Annotated in this window: 18 protein-coding genes; 7 read left to right on the plus strand and 11 right to left on the minus strand. The window is 53.9% G+C overall.

Annotated elements, in window-relative coordinates; translation table 11 throughout:
* The first annotated feature begins 50 nt into the window (after positions 1–50).
* Both glpK and Q3Y66_RS08325 read left to right on the plus strand, forming a co-directional pair.
* Positions 51–1,538 carry a glycerol kinase GlpK gene (gene glpK / locus Q3Y66_RS08320; protein ID WP_008956669.1) on the plus strand — a complete coding sequence of 496 codons (1,488 nt, stop codon included), beginning with the start codon at positions 51–53 and terminating at the stop codon, positions 1,536–1,538.
* A gap of 498 nt (positions 1,539–2,036) precedes the next feature.
* Positions 2,037–2,261 carry a hypothetical protein gene (locus Q3Y66_RS08325; protein WP_008956668.1) on the plus strand — a complete coding sequence of 75 codons (225 nt, stop codon included), beginning with the start codon at positions 2,037–2,039 and terminating at the stop codon, positions 2,259–2,261.
* Positions 2,262–2,334: 73 nt separating this feature from the next.
* On the opposite strand, the gene Q3Y66_RS08330 is transcribed toward Q3Y66_RS08325, so the two are convergent.
* The 8 genes from Q3Y66_RS08330 to Q3Y66_RS08365 all read right to left on the minus strand — a co-directional run bounded on the left by Q3Y66_RS08330 (position 2,335) and on the right by Q3Y66_RS08365 (position 10,630).
* Complete coding sequence (locus Q3Y66_RS08330; RefSeq protein WP_008956667.1) at positions 2,335–3,978, minus strand: glycerol-3-phosphate dehydrogenase/oxidase; 1,644 nt, start codon at positions 3,976–3,978, stop codon at positions 2,335–2,337.
* Between the two features lie 156 nt (positions 3,979–4,134).
* Positions 4,135–5,886 (minus strand): ABC transporter substrate-binding protein, encoded by a 1,752-nt coding sequence (locus tag Q3Y66_RS08335; protein WP_008956666.1) that lies wholly within the window; start codon positions 5,884–5,886, stop codon positions 4,135–4,137.
* 118 nt (positions 5,887–6,004) lie between these two features.
* Positions 6,005–6,277, minus strand: coding sequence for a DUF2160 domain-containing protein (locus tag Q3Y66_RS08340; protein ID WP_008956665.1), 273 nt, complete (start codon positions 6,275–6,277; stop codon positions 6,005–6,007).
* 12 nt (positions 6,278–6,289) lie between these two features.
* Positions 6,290–7,186 (minus strand): carbohydrate ABC transporter permease, encoded by an 897-nt coding sequence (locus Q3Y66_RS08345; protein WP_008956663.1) that lies wholly within the window; start codon positions 7,184–7,186, stop codon positions 6,290–6,292.
* Position 7,187: 1 nt separating this feature from the next.
* Positions 7,188–8,075, minus strand: coding sequence for a carbohydrate ABC transporter permease (locus Q3Y66_RS08350; protein ID WP_008956662.1), 888 nt, complete (start codon positions 8,073–8,075; stop codon positions 7,188–7,190).
* Positions 8,068–9,168, minus strand: coding sequence for an ABC transporter ATP-binding protein (locus Q3Y66_RS08355; RefSeq protein WP_008956661.1), 1,101 nt, complete (start codon positions 9,166–9,168; stop codon positions 8,068–8,070). The genes Q3Y66_RS08350 and Q3Y66_RS08355 overlap by 8 nt, the downstream gene beginning before the upstream one ends.
* Positions 9,161–10,258: an ABC transporter ATP-binding protein gene (locus Q3Y66_RS08360; protein ID WP_008956660.1), complete on the minus strand. Its 1,098-nt coding sequence runs from the start codon at positions 10,256–10,258 to the stop codon at positions 9,161–9,163. Before Q3Y66_RS08360 ends, Q3Y66_RS08355 begins: the two co-directional genes overlap by 8 nt.
* A 225-nt stretch (positions 10,259–10,483) precedes the next feature.
* Positions 10,484–10,630 carry a hypothetical protein gene (locus tag Q3Y66_RS08365; protein WP_008956659.1) on the minus strand — a complete coding sequence of 49 codons (147 nt, stop codon included), beginning with the start codon at positions 10,628–10,630 and terminating at the stop codon, positions 10,484–10,486.
* A gap of 538 nt (positions 10,631–11,168) precedes the next feature.
* On the opposite strand from Q3Y66_RS08365, the gene Q3Y66_RS08370 reads away from it, so the two are divergent.
* From Q3Y66_RS08370 to Q3Y66_RS08390, 5 genes are read left to right on the plus strand one after another with little or no spacing between them, the layout of a single operon-like run.
* Positions 11,169–12,698: a phosphorylase gene (locus tag Q3Y66_RS08370; RefSeq protein ID WP_008956658.1), complete on the plus strand. Its 1,530-nt coding sequence runs from the start codon at positions 11,169–11,171 to the stop codon at positions 12,696–12,698.
* 47 nt (positions 12,699–12,745) lie between these two features.
* Positions 12,746–13,696 (plus strand): CBASS oligonucleotide cyclase, encoded by a 951-nt coding sequence (locus tag Q3Y66_RS08375; protein ID WP_008956657.1) that lies wholly within the window; start codon positions 12,746–12,748, stop codon positions 13,694–13,696.
* Between the two features lie 2 nt (positions 13,697–13,698).
* A complete protein-coding gene (locus Q3Y66_RS08380) occupies positions 13,699–14,187 on the plus strand; it encodes a hypothetical protein (RefSeq protein WP_008956656.1) in 489 nt (162 codons plus the stop codon).
* The gene (locus tag Q3Y66_RS08385) at positions 14,184–15,080 is read left to right on the plus strand and encodes an ATP-binding protein (protein WP_008956655.1); all 897 of its coding nucleotides are present in this window, start codon (positions 14,184–14,186) and stop codon (positions 15,078–15,080) included. The genes Q3Y66_RS08380 and Q3Y66_RS08385 overlap by 4 nt, the downstream gene beginning before the upstream one ends.
* 27 nt (positions 15,081–15,107) lie before the next feature.
* The gene (locus Q3Y66_RS08390) at positions 15,108–15,662 is read left to right on the plus strand and encodes a 3'-5' exonuclease (protein ID WP_008956654.1); all 555 of its coding nucleotides are present in this window, start codon (positions 15,108–15,110) and stop codon (positions 15,660–15,662) included.
* Between the two features lie 204 nt (positions 15,663–15,866).
* On the opposite strand, the gene Q3Y66_RS08395 is transcribed toward Q3Y66_RS08390, so the two are convergent.
* The 3 genes from Q3Y66_RS08395 to betB all read right to left on the minus strand — a co-directional run bounded on the left by Q3Y66_RS08395 (position 15,867) and on the right by betB (position 21,868).
* Positions 15,867–18,353 carry an acyl-CoA dehydrogenase gene (locus Q3Y66_RS08395; protein ID WP_008956653.1) on the minus strand — a complete coding sequence of 829 codons (2,487 nt, stop codon included), beginning with the start codon at positions 18,351–18,353 and terminating at the stop codon, positions 15,867–15,869.
* Between the two features lie 202 nt (positions 18,354–18,555).
* Complete coding sequence (betA, locus tag Q3Y66_RS08400) at positions 18,556–20,229, minus strand: choline dehydrogenase (RefSeq protein WP_008956652.1); 1,674 nt, start codon at positions 20,227–20,229, stop codon at positions 18,556–18,558.
* A gap of 169 nt (positions 20,230–20,398) precedes the next feature.
* Positions 20,399–21,868 carry a betaine-aldehyde dehydrogenase gene (gene betB, locus Q3Y66_RS08405; RefSeq protein ID WP_008956651.1) on the minus strand — a complete coding sequence of 490 codons (1,470 nt, stop codon included), beginning with the start codon at positions 21,866–21,868 and terminating at the stop codon, positions 20,399–20,401.
* Positions 21,869–21,888: the final 20 nt, after the last annotated feature.

Here is a 21,888-nt window from a genome sequence, read left to right on the forward strand (position 1 = left end):
CGAAAGCAAGTCAACAAAATCGAAAGACAATACAACAAAGCGAACTCGACATGTCCTCTTATATACTCGCCATTGATCAGGGTACCACCAGCTCGCGCGCTATTCTCTTTGACCGCGAAGGTCAGGTGGCGGCCGTCGCTCAGCAGGAATTCACCCAGCACTTCCCTCACGACGGCTGGATCGAGCACAACCCCGAAGATATCTGGGAAACAGTAGTGGCCACCTGCCGAGAAGTGATGGCCAGTGCCGAGATTACGCCAGACCAGATTGCCGGTATCGGCATTACCAACCAGCGTGAAACCACCATCCTGTGGGATCGTAAAACCGGCAAGCCGCTGTATAACGCCATTGTCTGGCAGGATCGCCGCACTTCGGATTTGTGCCAATCGCTGCGGGATAAAGGGCATACCGAGATCGTTCAAGCCAAGACCGGCCTGCTGATTGATCCTTATTTCTCGGCGACCAAGCTTGCTTGGCTGCTGGAGAATGTCGAGAGCGCACGTGAGCGCGCCGAACGAGGGGAACTGGCCTTCGGTACCGTCGACAGCTTCCTAATCTGGCGGTTGACCGGCGGCCAGCAGCACGTGACCGATGCCACCAACGCATCACGCACCGCGCTGTTCAATATTCATACCCAGGAGTGGGACGACGAGCTATTGGCACTGTTCGATATACCCGCCAATTTACTGCCCGAAGTGAAAGATTCCAGCGATGATTTCGGTACTACCGAGGCGCACTGGCTAGGCGCACCGCTTCCCATCGCAGGGGTAGCAGGCGACCAGCAGGCTGCGTTGGTCGGGCAGGCGTGCTTTCAACCGGGGATGGGCAAGAGTACCTACGGTACCGGCTGCTTTATGATTGTGAACACCGGTGAGACGCCCTCGCTTTCGCGTAATCGTTTGTTGACTACGATTGGCTACCGGCTTAACGGTAAGCCGACCTATGCGATGGAAGGCAGTATTTTCGTGGCCGGGGCGACGGTACAGTGGTTGCGGGATGGTCTGAATCTGTTTGCCGATGCCTCGGAAACCGAAGCGCTGGCTCAGAAGACCCGCAGTGGGCATAGCGTTTATCTGGTGCCCGCTTTTACCGGTTTAGGGGCGCCGCACTGGGACCCAAAAGCACGTGGCGCGATTTTTGGTTTAACCCGCGATACCGGTATTGCTGAAATAGTCGCCGCGGGGCTCCAGGCGGTGTGCTACCAAACCCGTGACCTGCAGCACTGCATGAATGACGATATGGAGGCGCCGCCGGGCAATTTACGGGTTGACGGTGGTATGGTGAAAAACAGCTGGGTGATGCAGTTTCTTGCCGATATGCTGGGCGTGCAGGTGGATCGCCCCACCATATTGGAAACCACTGCGCTGGGGGCTGCTTATTTAGCAGGTCTGCGTCTGGGCTGGTATCAAACACTGGAAGAGATCGAACAACTGTGGCGCTGCGAGAAGAGCTTTATGCCCACCATGGAAGAAGCTACACGTGAGCAGCTTTACCAGGGTTGGTTGGATGCGGTGTCGAGAGTCCGCTCCACGCCTTAGATAATGACCTGAATTCAACTAATAAGTGCAGCACCCCTACTTAAGCACACTATCTATTCACTCTTTCGATTCTTTATAATGCGGCGGCCAATTAAGCAATTGGCCGCCTTTCTTCGCTTTTAGCGCCCCTCATGAAAGTCTTTAACACCATTAACGCTTATTGAGCGTTTATGTAGTCGAGTTACAACCATGCCTGCGGCCAATGACGCATTGTGAGCTTTCCTGCTGTAGCCCATAGTGAGGTCATGGATCAGGAAGGTGACTCGTTATCCCGAATCACTGAACTAATCCCTGCTACAGAACGATAGCGCTTCAGTATTACCCTAGCGCTAAAGGGCGAAGGTCTTGTAACGCTTGTGACCGTTTCGCAGTTACCGAACTGGGCACTTATCCGGCCCAGCATGAGTAGCAACGTCACCATACGTCGTTAATTAAGATGGCTGCTTTTAAACCGATTGGCGGTTAGGCAGCGGATGACCATACCATGAGGTAGTACTAATGAACTGCATCGAACTGAGCCAACAAGCCAATAGCATCGCCAGCTCCTTCAGCAAGCAAGATCTCGCCAGGTTAGTGGTGGCGCTGAAGGGTAATCGTGAGTCACTGCAACATGCGGTTGAGGTAATCGACACGGTGGATAGTCGTTCAGGCTGCACACTGGAAGAGGCCTGGGATGAAGTGCTCGCGGGAGACTCTCAACTTCGTATTGAAGATGAAGAGTAAAATAAAACAATTGCTTAAATAACCATTAGCCCCCCTTATTGATATAAGGGGGGCTTTTTAGTTTTATAGACAATTAAGCATTGGCCATGGGTGTAAAAGGGAGTGATGTGTCCCGGTGTTGTTCGAAGTAACTGTTAAAATGCTCTTCCGCATCGTCGCCAAATAATACCCGACAGGCTTCTTTCAGACCGTTTGAATGGCGCAACTGCTCATGGGGCACAACCAGCGAAACCTTGGCCCGGCGGCGTAAAAAATCTTCAAGCTGGGTGATCATTTCGTGATCGCGGGCGTGCTCAAGTTCACAGCGAATATACTCGGTGCCCTCAATCAGAATTTCACCCTGGGCAGGATCCTGGCGGATTTTTTCCAACATCTGAATAGCCTGGTCGGCATAACGCCGCCAGAGCCGTGTGGAGAGCAGTTCAGATGAGGTCTGGGAGGTCATGGCATCCAGGTTCATGCGCTTGGCCTGATCCATAAACTGCTGCTTGACGGGGTTGGGTGGTTCGCCGTACCAGTGGAATTTAGGGTCTGTGAGGGTAACGCCCAACTGGCTGATCTCTTCGGCAATTTCATCACCCACATTCAAGCAATCGGTGAGCTTGCCGCCAAAGATACTGATATGCGCGCTTTCGGCATTAGTGTCGACTACATGCTTGCGCGATAGCTGCAGGAAGTCTCGATCGTTGCCTTGATCATCTTTGATCGCTAATGGTCGTACGCCGCAGCGGGTAGAGATAATATCGTCCTGGCTCAATGGCTTGGCCAGGGTCAGACGTTTGTTGATATTTTCCAGCACAAAGGCGATATCGTCAGCGGTGACTTCCACCTCCGGGTGCTCCATATGGGTATCGGTAGTGCCGATGCAGGTACGGTTACCCATGGGAATGACAAAGAACAATCGGCCATCGTCAGCAAAAAACGCCAGCACCCGCTGGGAATCCGTTAATTGCGGAACGATGAGGTGAATGCCTTTGGAGTAGAGGTGGTGGTGAGTGGTTTTTTGGCCGGTCAGCTCATTATGCTGATCCACCCACGGGCCGGCCGCATTGATGAGTACCTTGGCGCGTATATCGAAGGTGTTGCCATCCATCACGTTGCGTGCCTTGGTCACCCACAGGCCATCCTGGCGCTCGGCGCCGAGTGATTCGACGTAGTTGGCGGCAATCGCACCATAGTTAAGCGCTTGGCGAACAAAGTTGAAGACAAATCGAGCGTCGTTATCGTGCAGGTAGGCGTCAGAATACTCAAAACCGCCAACGGCCCCCTCAATGTCGATGATTGGCTCTTCCTGCTTGATTTTATTCGGTGAGAGCAGACGCGGCAGTTTGGTGAAGCCGTTGCCCATCAGCCAGTAAAGCCAGGTGCCCGCCCATAGGTAGCGTGGAGAGTGGCGGAAACCTTTTGAAATAGTGGTTAGGAAACGGATTTCCTGCACCGTAGAAGGGTAACTCTTGATCAAGTGATTACGGCTTTTGCATAGTTTACGAACCAGGGCAAAATCCTTGCTTTCCATGTATTTAATGCCTCCCCACACCAGGTTGGAGGAGTGCATGCTGGTACTGCCGGCGAAGTCGCCGCGATCAATTAGTGCGACTTTTGCGCCTTTTCCAGCCAGCGCTGCTGCGGTGGCGGCGCCATTGATGCCGCCGCCGATAATCAGAGCATCAAAGGTCTCGTTAGGTAGCTTCTCAATGTTTCTATTTCGCAGTTTCATAGCGGATCCAATTAACCAATCAATAGCCCGGTTGCAGTGGGTGTTCTCTCTTTTGCTCTGGCATACCGCCAATGAAACCCTTGGCAGGGCGGGCGACTGCCCGCCCTGCAAGCTTTGACGCGTAGTTTTTCTAAACTTAGTTATTCTTAAGCTTAGTTACTCTTGGCGCGTACCGGCGGCCATCCAGGCTTCCATCATTTCATCGTAAGGAACGGTGGTGCCTTGCGGCATTTCGTTATCCAGCTTGGCTTTCGGGGCGCCTTCCTGATCCAGCCAGACCTGTGGATCCTGCTCTTCGTTAAGTACAGGTGCGTAGCTGTCGAAGACGTTAGCGCGGGCCAAACGGTTCATGGTGCTGTCCAGGTCTGCCGCTAGCTTGTCGAGACCTTCCTGGGGTGTGACTTCACCACTCATGACCGGTGCAAGATTCTGCCACCACAGCGGTGCCATGCGCGGATAGTCAGGTACGTTGGTACCGGTCGGGGTCCAGTTGGACTCGTTGGGGCTGCGGTAGAATTCCACCAGGCCACCCAGCTTGGGCGCCATTTCGGTCATCTGCTCAGAGAAGATGTCAGACTCACGAATCGGCGTTAAACCATGCATAAGTTTTTCCAGCGAGGTGGTTTTCGCCACGGTGAACTGGGCAAATAGCCACGCAGCGGTGCGGCGGTCTTCCGGTGTTGAGTCGAAGAACGTCCATGCGCCCACGTCCTGGTAGCCAACCTTCATACCCTCTTCCCAGTAGGGACCGGTGGGGGAAGGAGCCATGCGCCACAGCGGATTACCTTCATCATCGGTCACGGCAACCGAGGGGTCGGTCATGTCGGCTGTGAACGCGGTGTACCAGAAGATTTGCTGGGCAATATGGCCTTGCGCGGGCACGGGGCCTGCTTCACCAAAGGTCATGCCCTGCGCTTCTTCAGGTGCGTAGGCGCGTAGCCAATCGACGGCTTTCTGCATTGCAAACACGGAGGCCGGCGAGTTGGTAGCACCGCCACGGCTGACGCTGGCGCCTACCGGCTGGCTATCTTCATTGACGCGGATACCCCAGTCATCCACTGGGTTACCGAAGGGAACCCCTTGGCTGCCCATGCCCGCCATGGAGAGCCAGGAGTCGTGGAAACGCCAACCTAGTGACGGATCACGACGACCGTAATCCATGTGACCATAAATCTTGGTGCCGTCTATCTCACCCACGTCCTCGGTGAAGAACTTGGCGATATCTTCGTAAGCGGTCCAGTTGGTCGGTACGCCGAGTTCGTAGCCGTAGATTTCCTTAAACTGGGCCATCAGGTCGGGGTCGGTGAACCAGTCATGGCGGAACCAGTAGAGGTTGGCGAACTGCTGGGTCGGGAGCTGGTAGATGCTGCCATCTGGGCCGGTACCATATTGCAGGCCGATGAAGTCATCCAGGTCCAGCGTGGGCAGGGTGTAGTCGGCCCACTCGTTCTCCATCGCTTCAGAGAGGTTGATGGTGGTGCCATAGCGGATATGCGTGCCAATGGAGTCGGTATCATTGACGAAGCCGTCATAGATGCTGTTGCCCGACTGCATCTGGTTCTGCATGGTATCCACGACATCGCCTTCACCAATGATGTTGTGGGTCAGGTTAATGCCGGTCAGCTCGCTAAAGGCTTCCGCCAACACTTCACTTTCATACACGTGGGTAGTGAGGCCTTCCGCCACGGTTTGAATGTCCATGTCACGGAAAGGCTCGGCAGCCTTGGCAAACCACATCAGTTCTTCGATCTGCTCTTCACGGCTTAGTGTCGAGTTCTGGAAGTGCTCATCGACCAAGCGTTCAGCAATGGCGCGGGCATCCTCTTCCTGCGCTGACAGCGTACCCGATGCCAGCAGCAAGCTGGCGGCGAGGGTTGTCAGTTTGAATTTGTTGTAGTGCTTTTGCATGGTGACCTCGTTTTGTTGTGTTCTTCCTTGATGGCTTGGCCGTCCTTGATACCGAATAAACGCTGAAGTGCTTTTTCAACAACTTGTTAAGGGCTATCTCAAGAGGCTGTCTCAAGGGCTAGCCCCAGCGCATTAAAACCAGTAGCCATACGGCTGATACCGCTAGTGCAATCCAGATGGATAATGAAGTGAAACCAATCACTCCCAGGTGGATAAAGGCCGCCGAGAGCAGGCCGATAAACAGCCGGTCTCCGCGAGTGGTGGCAATGGGTAAAAACCCTTTGCGCTCTATGGTGGGAGACAGGATCTCCCATATCGTCATCCCCGCCAGCATGGCAGCGATTGATGAAAAGAATATGGCGGTGGGCATGGTCCATACCATCCAAGACATGGTGCGCTCTCCTCAGGTACGGCCCAGGGCAAAGCCCTTGGCGATATGGTTACGGACGAAATAGACCACCAGAATGCCGGGAATAATGGTCAGCACACCGGCGGCGGCCAGGGTGCCCCAGTCAATTCCGGAGGCTGTCGAGGTGCGCGTCATAATCATGCCGATTGGTTGGGCATCGGTGGCGGTTAGCGTGCGTGCCAGGAGCAGTTCCACCCAAGAGAACATGAACAGGAAGAACAGCGTGACGCCAATGCCCGAACGGATCATCGGAATGAAAATCTTGACGAAGAAGCGCGGAAAGCTATAGCCGTCGATATAGGCCGTTTCGTCGATCTCCTTGGGCACGCTGCTCATGAAGCCTTCCAGAATCCAGATCGCCAGCGGGATATTAAAAAGACAGTGGGCCAGCGCGACGGCAATGTGGGTGTCGAAAAGGCCTACCGAGTAGTAAAGCTGGAAGTAGGGCAGCAGGAAGACGGCGGGGGGAGCCATCAAGTTGGTCAGCAGCCAGAAGAACAGGTGCTTGTCGCCGATAAAGGTGTAGCGGCTAAAGGCGTAAGCGGCCGGTAGCGCGACGCAAATGGTGATCAGCATATTCATGGCCACGTAGAGCATCGAGTTGACGTAGCCCATGTACCAGCTTGAGTTGGTGAAGATGCCAATATAGTTGTCAAAGGTCAGGTTTTGCGGCCACAACGTCATCGAGCCAAGAATTTCGCTGTTGGTCTGCAGCGACATGTTGATCAACCAGTAAATGGGCAGGATCATCAGCGCCAGATAAAGGCCAAGCAGGATACGTGAGCGCCAATGCGCCCGAGCAGTGCGGTTACGCCGCTTGGCAGGTGAAACTTTGCTAAAAATCGTGTTGTACTTTTCACCGCGCTGGGTGTTTTCGAGTTGGTAGCTCATGTTAGGCACCTCCATGCGGGGGCTTGTCTTTCTGCATGTGCATGATGGTGGTGTAGAACACCCAGCTCACCAGCAGAATGACAAGGAAGTAGATCAGCGAGAACGCGGCAGAAGGCCCCAGGTCCTGCTGGCCGATTGCCATGGTGGCCAGCGACTGACTCAGGAAGGTGGTCGAGCTGCCAGGGCCGCCGCCGGTCAACACGAAGGGCTCGGCGTAGATCATGAACGAGTGCATGAAGCGCAGCAGGACGGCGATAACGAGCACGTTGGTGAGTTTGGGCAACTGGATATAGCGGAACACTGCCCACTTGGAGGCACGGTCAATACGTGCAGCCTGATAGTAGGCTTCAGGAATCGAGCGCAGGCCGCTGTAGCAAAGCATGGCCACCAGCGGGGTCCAGTGCCATACATCCATCAACACGATGGTTACCCAGGCATCGCTGGCGTCACCGGTGATGTTGTAGTTGATGCCCAGTTCGCGCAGCCCCCAGCCCATTAAGCCAATATCGCCACGGGTAAAGATTTGCCAGATGCTGCCCACCACGTTCCAGGGAATCAGCAGCGGCAGCGTGATCAATATCAACACGGCGGAGGCCTGCCAGCCCCGTTTGGGCATGATCAGGGCGATCCCTATTCCCAGCGGAATCTGGATAGCCAGAATAATCAATGAGAACGAAATCTGGCGCAGAAACGCCGCTTGTAGCGCCTCATCGTTAAGCATGGTTTTAAACCACTCGGTGCCAGTGAAAAAGCTGGCGTTAGGGCCGAGCACATCCTGCACCGAGTAGTTGACGACGGTCATCAGTGGAATGATGGCGGAGAACGCCACCAATACCAGCATGGGAAGCACCAGCAGCCACGCTTTGTTGTTGGGTACCTTGTTATTCATGGCCGGTCTCCACGAGGTATTCATCGATATAGAGAGCGAGTTTTGCTGTATCGAACTCAGCAAACGCCGCTTCCCCCACGGGTGAGTGCCCTTCGGGAAGGCGTGCCTTGAAGGTTTGTGCGTTGAGCTTATAGGTCAGCAGGGAGTAAGTGCCCAAATCCTGAACGCTGAAGACCTCAATCGGTACGCTATCGGCGGTCGGGCTGGCGGTTATGGCAATAAATTCGGGACGGATACCCAGTTTGATATTGCGGGAACTGGCGGTCGCAATCGCACGTTTTACCGACTCGCTGACCGGCAGTGATTGATCCCCGAACATGACGTGCTCATCTCGATACTCGATGGCCATGAAGTTCATGCCGGGGCTGCCGATAAAATACCCCACGAAGGTGTGGGCCGGGCGTTCAAACAGCTCTCGGGGCGTGCCGAACTGAACCACTTGACCGTCGTACATCACGGCTATCTTGTCCGCGAAGGTAGACGCCTCCAACTGGTCGTGGGTCACGTAGATCATGGTGATATTGAAGCGTTCGTGAATCTCCTTGAGCTTGCGGCGCAGCTTCCACTTTAGCTGTGGATCGATCACCGTCAGCGGCTCATCAAACAGGATGGCCGTCACGTCATCGCGTACCAGCCCTCGCCCCATGGAGACTTTCTGCTTTTCATCGGCGGTCAGGTTCTTCGCCTTGCGGTTCAGCAGCGGCGTCAGTTCCAGAATGTCGGCGACTTCAAGCACCTTAGGTTTCACCCGGTACTCGGGGGTATTCATATTGCGCAGGGGAAAGGCGAGGTTGTCGAACACCGTCATGGTGTCGTAGATCACCGGGAACTGAAAAACCTGGGCAATATTCCGCTCTTCAGGGGGAAGTTCGTTAACCCGCTGGCCGTCAAAAAGAACGTCACCCTCTGAGGGTTCAAGCAGACCGGAAATGATATTGAGTAGCGTTGATTTACCGCAACCCGATGGCCCCAAAAGCGCATAGGCACCGCCTTGATGCCACACGTGATCCATCTGCCGAATAGCGTAATCTTCGGCACCCTTGGGCGTTTTTTCATAGGAGTGCGCCAGACCTTTTAAAGTGATCTCAGCCATGGGCAGCTCCTCCCTGACGCGCAGGAATATGGACTGTATGTCCCTGTTTGTCGAAGGCGTAAAGTTGATGGGTGGGGAAGTAAACTTTCAGGGGTTCATTAACACTAAACTGGTGAATGCCCGCTAGGTGCAGCACTAAGGGGAAACGTTCGTGGTGAACATGCAGGAAGGTTTCAGAGCCGCTGATTTCTGCTACATCCACATGGACGTCCAGCGTCAGGTCATCGGCGCGTTGTGGCTGCAAGGTGAGGTGCGAAGCGCGGACACCAAAATCATAGTCACCTGGCTCCAAGCGCTTTAACTTGTCATCGCAGGGAAAGTGTAACGTTTGATCGAAAGTGATTTCGGTATCGGTAAGCCGACCGGGAACAATGTTAATTGGCGGCTCGGAGAACATTTCAGCGCTGAAGCGGCCGTTTGGCTCCCGGTAAACCTGTTCGGTAGGGCCATACTGAAGCAATCTGCCTTCATGCAGGACGGCAGTGTTTCCACCCAGCGCCAGCGCTTCGTTGGGCTCGGTAGTGGCATACACCGCGATGCAGTTGCGCGCTTTGAAGAGATCACGAAGCTCGTCGCGCAGCTCTTCGCGGAGTTTGTAATCCAGGTTGACCAGCGGTTCATCAAACAGAATTAAGTCGGCATCTTTGATCAAGGCCCGCCCCATGGCGGTGCGCTGCTGTTGGCCGCCGGAAAGCTCTTGCGGGTAGCGGTTAAGCAAGTGCTCGATATGCAGCATTTCAGCAATTTCGCCTACTCGCTTATCAATCTCGCTTTTTGGGTGTTTGGCCAGTTTCAGCGGCGACGCAATGTTGTCGTAAACGGTGAGGCTGGGGTAGTTGATAAACTGCTGATACACCATGGAAACATTGCGCTTGCGCACGGAGACGTTGGTGACGTCCTTGCCATCCATGATGATTTTTCCGCGGGTAGGGGGCTCAAGTCCCGCCATAAGACGCATTAGAGTGGTTTTTCCGGCCAGCGTCCGCCCTAGCAATACATTGAATGAGCCTGGCTCAAGCGCTAGGTCTATTCCACTGATATGAGGCACACCGTTAACGATGTGATCGATATTTTGCAAATGTAAGGACATGCCGATCTCGCTAGCGTCATTGTTATTGGAGCATGCTATTAGAAAGGCGACAAAATAGGTGAGGTCGCTTTCGTTTACGAAAGGCTAGTTGATCACTTGCGAACTTGCAACGCGTTTTTGGGCGATAGGACTAGGCATTTAGGCGTAGAAAGCGAACACAAAAAAGCCGACTACTAGCGCGCAGTAGTCGGCTATGGCTATCAGTAACTTACTGAATAATAGTGGTTACTTAATGTTTTCTTCTTCCTGCTGTGGTGCAGAGGCAGGTTTGCCGTTGTGATCGATCAGTGTGGACTTGTTCTTGGCAAAGGCGTCGTAGGCAAAATCATCCACGGTGAGCATTTTCAGAACTTCCGTTTCGAAGGTGCGCATAAATGCGGCGTTCTCAGCACTTTACAGGCCTGTTTTCAGGCCTACTGCATGCGGGTCTCATGATGCAGTGCATAGGTATTACACCTCTGTTTCATTGGAGCATAAGCGAACTAAACTGTCTGATAACGAAGTTAACAAGCAATACTTGTCCCAAAAAAGCGCAGCAGGAAAAAGTGTTTTTCCCAGATGTGCGATGCTATTACCGAGTCATGCGCCAATATGTCCAGCTAACCGGTCATCATACGCGTAGGCGTTTATCCAGTGATCCTCTGGAAAAAACAATGCCGACTTGATCGGCAGGTCACGCCACGTCTGCAAAGTTGCCAGCTTCTGTAAGGTTAACCAGTTTGGGGTTGGGATAGTTTTGCTCAAGCATAATTTATGCAACAAGACCGTTGAAACGTTATAAATCGTTTACATTTAGTATAAAGTTTTCTGAGGGTTTGGTCGTGGGCTGTATCGACCGCGCCAAAGACTATAAATATTGTTGTACGCAGAGAGCTACGCGTAGATACACATAATCCAACCGAGACCACAGATGACAAACTCCCTGACGATGGCGTCGAGCCATGTCCTTCTTGCTGGCAGCATTTCAAACACTACAGAGAACGAGCTCATCGACCGAGCACACGCATTTGTCGATACGTTTGTTGAGGAAGTACTCAAGGTCGGCGGTGGCTTTGTGATTTATGTAGCTGCGGAACCAGTCAATGCAGATGAGAAGCCGCTACTGTTTGATTGGACGGTAGCCAAGGCCGTTGACAAGCTGATTCCCGGTAACAGTTCGCAGGTTCGCCTAAAAATTGTGGCCTCACATGAGCGACTCCAAAATAAGGCCAACCCTCAACAGCGTCAGTTGCTCATGAGCATGATTGCGAGAGGTGTCGCCGAACTCGTCTCTCTCGACGACGAAGTGCTGACTGGCGGCAATGTCGGCGATGAGCAAATTGAGCATGCAACTGCAATGGTGGTGCTGGGCGGTGGAAAGGGCGTTTTAGATCGCGCGCGCAAGATGGCCAAGAAGCAGTTGCCGGTGCTGCCACTTGATTTGCAGTTGGGCGCAAACAGCGAAGATGGCTCTGGTGCGCTTGGCGTCCTGAAGAATTTCAACAGCAATCCTCTGAACTACATGCCGAATAGCGGTAATAAGGTTGTCAAGGCGCTTCCCGCTCTGTCGTTGCAAGAGCCTGTCATATCTTTACACGACATTAGCAAACGCATCGTAAAAATTTTTTATGAGGAAGAGCAGTCCAGGCTTGCGGCCTTGCCACCTGATGTACTAGTGCTGACTGCTCTAGACGTGGAGTTAGCCGCAGCAAAGCAGGCATTTGGTATCGCAGAAGATGCCGAGCATACGATCACGGAGAATGGTTTCCACGTATGGAAAGCACCCATTACCAAACGTGGCGGTAAGACTGCTAGTTGCGTGGTAGCGTGCTTTGCGGGTGCTGGCAACGTAGACGCTGCTTCTGTTACTTCCATGCTCTTGGGCGAGCTAAGGCCAGCCAACGTGATGATGTTGGGGATAGCAGCTGGTCTGCGGGGCAAGTGTGCACTGGGAGAGGTCATCCTTGCGGAAAGAATCGTCGCTTATGAAGGCGCCGCTCTTATTGAGGGCGGAGAAATCGAAGTGCGTCCCGAAATTACCAGGTTAAATATGCGAGTTCGCCAAGACCTAAGTTCCTATCTCTCCAATAGAACGACCCTCGTATCTCGCCTCACGGAGAGCTATAGGGCGATGGGCATCGAGTTTCCCGACCAAGTTGAGGCTGGCCCCGTTGCTAAAGGGGTATTGCCGAAAACAGCCACTGTTGGTAGTGGCGAAAAGCTCCTTCGTGACCCAGAGAAGTTCCTGGGGCTGCGTGAGATTCATGGTAAGACAGAAGTGGCTGAAATGGAGGGAGCGGGTCTTTTTGCTGCTTGCGCTAACTTTGGTAAGCCTGTCCTGATGGTGCGTGGTATCAGCGATTTCGGGGATTCTAATAAGGATAATAGGTTCCACCTCTTGGCGGCGCAGACTGCAGCAGCTGTTACTGCCGATTACATAGCTAACGGCTTGACATTATAAGACTAAATGAAACGCCATTCTCGTGCCGGATTATCAGTGGAGTAGCCATGCCTTTATCAAACACCGAGCTTGAATATTTCGACCACAATTTTTTGCGCCTTCCAGGACCTAAGCGTACGGAATATCATAAACAAGTCGACAATCTCATCAGCGAGCTGAAAAAGCGAATTACAGGCAAATCAGAGCTCGAGATCACAAAGGTAGTGAAGGCAGGCTCATTTGCCAAATTCACTATTATGCAAAAATTAGACGGCTATCCGACAGACATTGATATCGTGTTTTACATCACAGGCGTAGAAGAAAATAGCAAGTCTTATGAGGCCCTGTGCAACCAGGTTCATGATTTGCTGATAGATATTTACCCAACGAAGAAAGTTGAGGACTTCGAAATTCAGCGTCGCTCTGCAAAGGTGACATTCGTTAAGAGCGGCTTAGAAGTAGACGTCGTACCGGTTTTGCAACACGGGACGGATTTAGACCACGGCTGGCAATACGATATTCAGAGCGGAGCTAGGAACCTCACTTGTGCACCGTGCCACATTCAGTTCATTCGCACGCGGAAGGATAAGGATAAGCACTTTCGCACATTGGTGCGCTTGGCTAAGCGCTGGAAGCACTTTCATGATATCCCTGGCCTGAAGTCCTTCCATATAGAGCTTATTATGGCCCATCTAGTCGATACAGATGGACCTGCCGTGAGCATCGAGAGGCGCTTCAGAGAATTCTTGGTTTATATCGCCCGTACCAAGCTAAGTGAGCGCATAGACTTTCCAGAAAATTCCGGTAAGCCGATTGTCAGCTTTAACGATCCAGTTGTAATTATTGATCCGGTGAGTCCAGAGAACAATGTGGCATCTCGAATCACTAAGGACGAACAAGAGCTTATCGCTAAACATGCGGAAACTACCTGGGAAACGGCGACTTACGCGTCTGTGGAAAACAATAATGAGGTTTGGAAGGAAATCTTCGGCAACCGTTTCAAGGTCAAGGATCAATAAGGATGAGCACTTATTCGAGCACCACGACTTACACGGTTGCCGATGTTGAAAAAGTCATGCGTAGTGTTAAGGCTGATTTGATTATGATTGCCAATACTACCAAGGCGATGACTGAAGAGGACGCGGCGAAATATGCCCACGACATCGAACTTCTGGCCAAGAAAAACCACCTCAAATTTGCCGACGTGACGCTCATGAGCGGCTCCTCTGAGGTAAGAGCTATCAAGTATGAGTTTCATGCCGAAGGGGCGACGGGAACAGAACGGCCCGGTGGTGTCTTGTGGCCGCTGACGCCGAAAGATAAGGGTGGACGGATTCGTCTCCAGTTACGGTATACCGACTCATCGTCGGAGGAAGAGCGAGCTGATCTTCCATTGAAGGTTTCTTGGGTACCCGCGTCTGCCGATACTAGTCACAAAGACTTGATCTCCTCGGCAGGGCGTGGCTATAGCAGCAATGGATTTGGTACAAATAGGGAGGATTTTTCGTGAGCAACACATCCGTATTCGAAGTAAAAACTAACCTGCCAACAGCCCAGCTCGATGCTCAAGCGCAGAAATTGTTGGGTTTTGAGTCACGCTATCAGCGCGTTAGGAAGCGTCTTCAGCTCCTTCTTCAGGCGAATGAATTGGAGCGCTGGAGCCAAACACATCACAAAAAGCAGATTGCGGTCATCGGACTACTGAATGACCAGTATCCTCTAGCCATTTTTCATGGCGATGTTGGAACAGGAAAAACTGCGAACGCCGAGGCGATTGCAAATCGCCTCGCACGTGATGCAAACATCGAGGATGCAATTCTCTTTAAGCTGAGCAATAAAGTCCGCGGCACCGGTAAAGTCGGCGAAATGGGCACTCTGATTACCCAAGCCTTTGAAGACATTATCAGATCCATTGGTCCGGGCAAGGGCCGGGCTTTCCTGATTATTGATGAAGGCGACTCGCTGGGCGCATCCCGCAGTCAGGACAATAGCCATCACGAAGATAAGGTGGGCGTGAACACGCTGATACAATCTATCGACAACATGCGCATGCATGGCGGACGCATTTTTGCCATCCTTTGCACGAATCGCCTAGCCGCTCTTGACGCTGCGGTCATTCGCCGCGCTTCGATTGTCGAGGAGTTCGCGCGGCCTTCCGACGCAGAGCGAAATGAGCTTTTTACTAAAGATTTGAGTGATATGGGCTTCTCAGCTACTGAAATCAAGAAACTGGTTAATGCGACCGCTGCGACAGATACTAAGCCGACCTGGACATACTCTGATATTCGGACACGTTTATACCCGGCTGCGGTGTCTTTGGCGTTCCCTGATTCTCCACTGACGATGGAGCATTTCCATCAAGCTGTTGATGAATTAGAGCCATCACCCGTGATGGAAGGGTGATTTAACAGCGATTACCGGAGCAATTCAATGAGCAAGAAGCGAGAAGTCTTTATTTCTATCGACGTTGAAACTGCCGGCCCCGTTGTCGGTGAGCACAGCATGCTTACGGTAGGCGCCTGCTTGGCGTATCATCCCGAGATATCTTTCTCAGTCATGCTAAAGCCGATTAGTGATAAATCGGTTGCTTCAGCTCTAGAAGTCACAGGACTGACGTTGATACAGGCTGAAAAAGACGGTCTGGCACCAGTCGATGCTATGTCGCAGTTTGCCGACTGGATTGTCAAAAACGTACCGGAAGACAGCACTCCGGTATTTGTAGGGCTGAATGCACCATTTGACTGGGGATTCGTGAACTACTACTTCCTTAAGTACTTGGGCACCAACCCATTTGGCTTCACGGCGCTGGATATCAAAGCTCTTTTCATGGGTGTCATGGGATGCACATGGCACGAGACCAAGTCCAGCGCCATTGATAAGGTTGTGAATCCTAGTCAGAAGGGAGACCACGATGCCCTTCACGACGCAAGATACCAAGCCGAGCTGTTCAGGTTGGTCTTCGAATTAAGACAAAAAACCAAATAGTTATTAATTCCGGCACAATTATCTGTGCTTGACACTTGGTTCTTTTATTCAGGTCTACTCCATTTCTTCGGGGGGCGTTTCGCTGTAGTTTGAGGCGATTCAGTATTTCCATAAAAGTAAAGCGTTGGCCAAACACGCTGTTAGCCCCCTCAGACTACCCACTTGGGGCCTTGTTGAGGGGGCTGACTTGTTGTGTTGAGAGGGTTATTTCGCGCTGGTTTCCTCCTGCTTAGGCGCTGGGGCAGGTTTGCCGTTGTGGTCGATCAGCGTGGACTTGTTCTTGGCAAAGGCGTCGTAGGCAAAATCATCCACGGTGAGCATTTCCAGCACCTCTGCCTCAAAGGTGCGCATGAAGTCGGCATCTTCTTCATTGATCAGCCCTTTTTCCAGACCAGCCTCTACACGTGCCTCAGGATGCAGCGCCGTTTGCGGGAGTTCACCTTTGGCATACGCCTTGTTCAATGTGCGGTAGATCGCTTCGGCGCGGTCATAATCGACCAGCAAAGCGTTGTAGCGCGCCAGCGGGTTACGTTGCTCACCGTCATCCGCATCCCAGGTGTTTTCCAGCAGCTTGGTACGCAAGGCGCTGTGTGTAGAAACACGCTTAGCGATATCGCGAGCCAAATCATCGTGGGGTTTGTTCCAGCGGCGGCCGGTCGGCATCACTACGGCGTTGAGGGTTTTACCCAGGGCGCGATTGGGTAGATTATCGAAAATCTCAACGAACGCCTGTTCTGCACGCTGAAGCAGGAAACGACAGCTGTAGTGCAGCAGCGCTTCTTCGCCTTCTACTTTACTGCCCGCTTGCCACTGCTTGAGCACCATGGAGGTCAGGTAGAGGTTAGAAAGCACATCCCCCAGCCGGGCGGAGATCATTTCGCGTTTCTTCAGCGCTGAACCCAGGCTTGCCATGGCTGCGTCGGCACATAGGCCAAAGCCAGCGGAAAGGCGGGCAATATCCTGAGCATAGATGGTGGCTGGGCCATCAAAGGGAACGCTGGATTTGCCGATGCCAAAGCCGAGGGTAAAGGCGCGCGCGGCGTTACCAAAGATCAAGCCTGCATGACCAAAGAAGGCTTTATCGAACGCCTTCATGTCATTGGCGTCTTTTGCGGCCAGCTCTTCAAGCACGTAAGGGTGGCAGCGGATCGCGCCCTGACCAAAGATCATCAGGTTGCGGGTCATGATATTGGCGCCTTCCACGGTGATCGCCACCGGGTTGGCGCTGTAGCCGATACCCAGGTAGTTGCGCGGGCCGAGCGTCACCGCTTTGCCACCGTGAACATCCATGGCATCACTAAGCAGCACGCGCTGGAATTCGGTCAACTGGCTTTTCAGAATGGCTGAGGGCACCGCAGGCTTTTCGCCGTGATCGATCATATTGGCAGTTTGATACACGGTGGCCTGGGAGATATAGGCCAGCGCTGCCATGCGGGCAAGGGGCTCTTGCACACCTTCCATTTCGGCCACCGGCACATTGAACTGGCGACGTACGCGAGTGAAGCCACCGCTCCAACCCAAAGCGTAGCGCGCGGTACCAGTAGCGCCTGAGGGCAGCGTGATGCAGCGGCCGATCGAGAGACACTCGACCAGCATCCGCCAGCCCTGGCCGATCATGTCCGGGCCACCAATGATGGTATCCAGCGGTACAAAGACATCTTTACCGATAATCGGGCCGTTCATAAACGGGCTGCCGATAGGGTGGTGACGACGACCGATTTCCATGCCATCGGTATCGCGGGGAATCAGTGCCAGCGTAATGCCGCGATCTTCTTCATCACCCAGCAGCTTTTCAGGGTCAAAGAGACGGAAGGCAAGACCGACGACTGTGGCGATGGGCGCCAGCGTGATCCAGCGTTTTTCGAAGTTAAGGCGCAGGCCAAGCACTTCTTCGCCATTAATAGTCTGCTTACATACAACGCCGGTATCGGGCAGTGACGTGGCATCAGAACCTGCACGAGGGCCGGTGAGGCCAAAGCAGGGAATCTCACGGCCATCGGATAAGCGTGGCAGGTAGTGATCTTTCTGCTCTTGAGTACCGTATTTAAGCAACAGCTCGCCAGGCCCCAAGGAGTTAGGTACGCCCACGGTGACCATCAGGGTTTCGTTGGCGGAGAGCTTTTGCAGCACCATGGACTGCGCTTTGGCCGAGAAGCCCAGGCCGCCGTACTCCTTCGGAATAATCATGCCGAAGAAGCCCTCTTTTTTCAGGTAGTCCCAAAGCTGCTGGGGCAGGTCTGCGCGCTCTTGGGCGATATCCCAGGCGTTGCACATGCCAGCGGCTTTGGCACACTGATTGGCTAAGAAAGCTTTTTCATCGTCGCGCAAGCCTTCGTCTTTAAAGGCGAGCAGCTTTTCCCACTGGGGTTTGCCCGAAAATAGCTCACCGTCCCAAGAAACGCTGCCCGCTTCCAGGGCCGTGCGCTCGGTGGCGGACACTTTGGGCGCCACTTTTTTAAAGGTGGTGAAGAGGCGCGGTGTCAGCCATTTGCGACGCAAGGCGGGCAGGCCTGCCACGGCGACAGCGGCGGCGCCAATCAATAGCAGAACGCCGATCACTTCAGCGTCTAACAGCAGGCCGACAAGGCCCAATACGCCAAGCACCACAAGCGCCGCGGGGGCGCCTGCTTCGCGACGCATGACCACGAGCAGGCCACCAACGGCGAGCACGATAAGGAGTAGGGTGAGCATAATAGTTCTCTCTGTTTCAGGCCTATAACGACAGCCTGCTGTTGTTAATGAGCGCGTTAATCGAACACTTGTTTGAATATTGGCAGATAGGCGCGGTTTTATGCAAGCCTTTAGGTATGTTTACACCCGGATGCCTTGTTAGATATAAAAAAATGCCATGACGTGAAGCCATGGCATTTTGAGTGGCGAATAGACTGAATGTTCAGGCGCGTTTGGCAGGCGCGCCGTTGGCGACATAGTAGTCCACACTCGCCCGGGGCAGCGGCTCATTACCCTTGATGTGGTCGGCGATCTTTTCCGCCAGCATAATGGTGGGGGCATTCAGGTTGCCGGTAGGAATCACCGGGAAGAGCGAGGCGTCGACCACGCGCAGACCTTCAATACCATGCACGCGCCCCTGGCCGTCGGTGACCGCCATCTCGCCTTCGCCCATTCGGCAACTGCCGCAGGGGTGATAGGCGGTTTCGGCATGCTCTTTGACGAAGGCGTCGAGTTCGGCGTCGGACTGCACGTCCGGTCCGGGCGCTATTTCACGACCGCGGTACTTCTCAAAGGCTGGCTGGGCGATGATGTCACGAGTGAGGCGGATAGCATCACGGAACTCTTGCCAGTCTTTCTCTTCGGCCATGTAGTTAAACAGGATGCTGGGCGCCGCATGTGGATCTTTTGACGTCAGGCGGATACGGCCGCGACTTTCAGAGCGCATCGAGCCGACGTGGGCCTGGAAACCGTGGGCCTGCACCGCGCTCTTGCCGTTGTAGCTGATGGCGATGGGCAGGAAGTGGTACTGCAGATTGGGCCACTCCTCTTCATCCCGGCTGCGAATAAAGCCACAGGATTCAAACTGATTACTGGCGCCAACGCCGGTGCCATTGAATAGCCATTCGGCGCCAATCTTAGGCTGGTTGTACCACTTCAAGGCCGGGTAAAGTGAGATTGGCTCTTTGCACTCGTACTGGATGTACATTTCCAGGTGATCCTGGAGATTTTCACCCACGCCGGGCAGGGCGTGAACCGTCTCGATATTCAGTTCGTTCAGCAGTTCTGGATTGCCAATGCCTGAACGCTGCAGAATCTGCGGCGAGGCGATAGCGCCACCGCATAGCAACACTTCGCGGCGTACGTAGGCCTGCTGTTTTTCGCCTTTTTGTTCATAGCGAACACCAACGGCGCGTTTACCTTCAAACTCAATCACATCGGTAACGGCATGTGTTTCGATAGTAAGGTTATGGCGCTTCTTGGCAATGTCTAGGTAGCCCCGGGCCGTGGACGCGCGGCGGCCTTTGGGCGTGACGAAACGGTCCATGGGGCCGAAGCCCTCTTGCTGGTAGCCGTTGACGTCTTCAGTCTCTGGGTAGCCTGCCTGTTTACCAGCTTCAATAAAGGTGCGATAGAGCGGGTTGTTAGTGGACTTTGGCGTGGTCACGCTCACCGGTCCATCGCCGCCGTGATAGCTATTGGGCCCAATGTCGCGGGTTTCGCACTTTTTGAAGTAGGGCAGGCAGCTCAGGTAGTCCCAATCTTCGAGTCCGGGCTGTTTGGCCCAGTTGTCGTAATCGAGCGCATTGCCGCGGATATAGCACATGCCATTAATCAGCGAGGAGCCGCCCAGGCCTTTACCGCGGCCACATTCCATACGGCGGCCGTCCATATAGGGTTCGGGGTCGGTTTCGAAAGCCCAGTTATAGCGCTTTCCCTGAAGCGGGAAGGCAAGGGCGGCAGGCATTTGAGTGCGGAAATCGAGGCGGTAGTCCGGCCCACCCGCTTCTATCAGCAGTACGCTGACGTTGCTGTCTTCGGTGAGGCGAGTAGCGAGTACATTGCCCGCGGAGCCTGCGCCGATAATGATGTAATCAAATTCGCGTGGTTGAGACATAGTGAATTACCGAGTCTAAGATGGGGCGGGGCTTCCTGGCGGTAGCTTTACGCGAGGGCGCTGTGAACCCATCCCTGGGCGCTACTTTTCCCATCCATGGGAAAAGACCCTCGCTACAAGCCACCCCCAGCGCCCTTGTCAGTTAGTGCGCAAAAAGTGGTGCTTTGATTTAAAACACTGACTCGAACGGCCCCATCTCGATCTGTACCGACTTGGTTTGGGTATAGTGGTTAAGCGTCTCGATACCATTCTCGCGACCAATACCCGACTCTTTATAGCCGCCTACCGGCATCTCGGAGGGAGACTCGCCCCAGGTGTTGATCCAGCAGATACCCGCTTCCAACTGGTGAATGACACGGTGGGCGCGGTTCAAACTTTCACTGAAGACACCGGCGGCAAGGCCATAAGTGGTGTCGTTGGCGCGGCGAATGACTTCTGCTTCGTCATCAAAGGCGAGCACCGACATCACTGGGCCGAAGATCTCTTCACGCACAATGCGCATTTCGTCGGTGCAGTCGGTGAAGACCGTTGGTGCGGCCCAGGCGCCATCGGCAAAGCTGCCGGTATTCCAGTCGTCGCCACCCACGAGCAGGCGAGCGCCTTGCTCCTTGCCCAGAGAAATATACGAAAGCACTTTTTCCTGGTGCTCAAAGCTGACCAGCGGGCCAAAGTTGACGCTAGGATCCATAGGGTCGCCTGCTTTGATTCGCTTGACGCGCTCTATCAGCTTGGCTTCAAAGGCGTCTTTAACGCTGCTCTCAACAAACACCCGCGTTCCGTTGGTGCAAATTTGGCCGCTGGAGTAGAAGTTGGCCATCATGGCGGCATCGGCGGCGCGATCAAGGTCGGCATCCGCGAAGACCAGCAGCGGCGATTTGCCCCCCAATTCCATGGTGACGTCTTTTAATGTCGAGCTAGCCGCGGCGGCCATGACTTTTTTGCCGGTGCCCGCTTCGCCGGTGAACGATACCTTGGCGATACCAGGATGCTCAGTGAGCATGGCGCCTACGCGACCATCGCCCTGTACCACGTTGAACACGCCGTTGGGCAGGCCAGCCTCGGTGAAGATTTCCGCCAGTTTCATCACGGTGAGTGGCGTGACTTCACTGGGCTTGAACACCACCGCGTTGCCTGCGGCCAGTGCCGGGGCGGCTTTCCAGCAGGCGATTTGAATGGGATAGTTCCAGGCGCCAATCGCACCAATTACGCCTAGCGGCTCGCGGCGGGTATACACGAAAGAGCTGTCGCGTAGGGGAATCTGGCTGCCTTGAATAGCAGGCGCTAGGCCAGCGTAGTACTCGAGCGCATCTGCGCCGGTGACGATATCGACGCTAGCCGTTTCGCTGATCGGCTTGCCGGTATTGCGGGTTTCAAGCTCGGCAAGCTCATCATTCCGCTCTCTTAATAGCGCAACAGCGCGCAATAAGATGCGCGAGCGTTCCATGCCGGTCATTGCAGCCCATTCACGCTGGCCCCGCAGAGCGGCTTCTACAGCCGTGTCGACATCCGCTTGGCTTGCCTGACCAATCGTGGCCAGCAAGCTGCCATAAAACGGGTTGGTGACTGTGAAGGTGTCGCCTGATGTGGCGTCTACCTGGCGACCATCAATATAGAGTGGCTGTATGTTTTGAGCGGCCATGTCGGTCTCCATGAATAAGT

The organism is Halomonas sp. HAL1, assembly GCF_030544485.1.
Classification (GTDB): Bacteria; Pseudomonadota; Gammaproteobacteria; order Pseudomonadales; family Halomonadaceae; genus Vreelandella; species Vreelandella arctica.

What these genes read in the sequence shown, in the direction of transcription:
- Q3Y66_RS08340 (WP_008956665.1), bottom strand. Translation starts at nt 6,277, where the DNA reads ATGTCTTGGATGGTATGGACCATGCCCACCGCCATATTCTTTTCATCA.
- Q3Y66_RS08390 (WP_008956654.1), top strand. Translation starts at nt 15,108, where the DNA reads ATGAGCAAGAAGCGAGAAGTCTTTATTTCTATCGACGTTGAAACTGCC.
- Q3Y66_RS08380 (WP_008956656.1), top strand. Translation starts at nt 13,699, where the DNA reads ATGAGCACTTATTCGAGCACCACGACTTACACGGTTGCCGATGTTGAA.
- Q3Y66_RS08370 (WP_008956658.1), top strand. Translation starts at nt 11,169, where the DNA reads ATGACAAACTCCCTGACGATGGCGTCGAGCCATGTCCTTCTTGCTGGC.
- Q3Y66_RS08330 (WP_008956667.1), bottom strand. Translation starts at nt 3,978, where the DNA reads ATGAAACTGCGAAATAGAAACATTGAGAAGCTACCTAACGAGACCTTT.
- Q3Y66_RS08395 (WP_008956653.1), bottom strand. Translation starts at nt 18,353, where the DNA reads ATGCTCACCCTACTCCTTATCGTGCTCGCCGTTGGTGGCCTGCTCGTG.
- Q3Y66_RS08360 (WP_008956660.1), bottom strand. Translation starts at nt 10,258, where the DNA reads ATGTCCTTACATTTGCAAAATATCGATCACATCGTTAACGGTGTGCCT.
- Q3Y66_RS08375 (WP_008956657.1), top strand. Translation starts at nt 12,746, where the DNA reads ATGCCTTTATCAAACACCGAGCTTGAATATTTCGACCACAATTTTTTG.
- Q3Y66_RS08335 (WP_008956666.1), bottom strand. Translation starts at nt 5,886, where the DNA reads ATGCAAAAGCACTACAACAAATTCAAACTGACAACCCTCGCCGCCAGC.
- betA (WP_008956652.1), bottom strand. Translation starts at nt 20,229, where the DNA reads ATGTCTCAACCACGCGAATTTGATTACATCATTATCGGCGCAGGCTCC.
- Q3Y66_RS08345 (WP_008956663.1), bottom strand. Translation starts at nt 7,186, where the DNA reads ATGAGCTACCAACTCGAAAACACCCAGCGCGGTGAAAAGTACAACACG.
- Q3Y66_RS08355 (WP_008956661.1), bottom strand. Translation starts at nt 9,168, where the DNA reads ATGGCTGAGATCACTTTAAAAGGTCTGGCGCACTCCTATGAAAAAACG.
- betB (WP_008956651.1), bottom strand. Translation starts at nt 21,868, where the DNA reads ATGGCCGCTCAAAACATACAGCCACTCTATATTGATGGTCGCCAGGTA.
- Q3Y66_RS08365 (WP_008956659.1), bottom strand. Translation starts at nt 10,630, where the DNA reads ATGCGCACCTTCGAAACGGAAGTTCTGAAAATGCTCACCGTGGATGAT.
- Q3Y66_RS08325 (WP_008956668.1), top strand. Translation starts at nt 2,037, where the DNA reads ATGAACTGCATCGAACTGAGCCAACAAGCCAATAGCATCGCCAGCTCC.
- glpK (WP_008956669.1), top strand. Translation starts at nt 51, where the DNA reads ATGTCCTCTTATATACTCGCCATTGATCAGGGTACCACCAGCTCGCGC.
- Q3Y66_RS08350 (WP_008956662.1), bottom strand. Translation starts at nt 8,075, where the DNA reads ATGAATAACAAGGTACCCAACAACAAAGCGTGGCTGCTGGTGCTTCCC.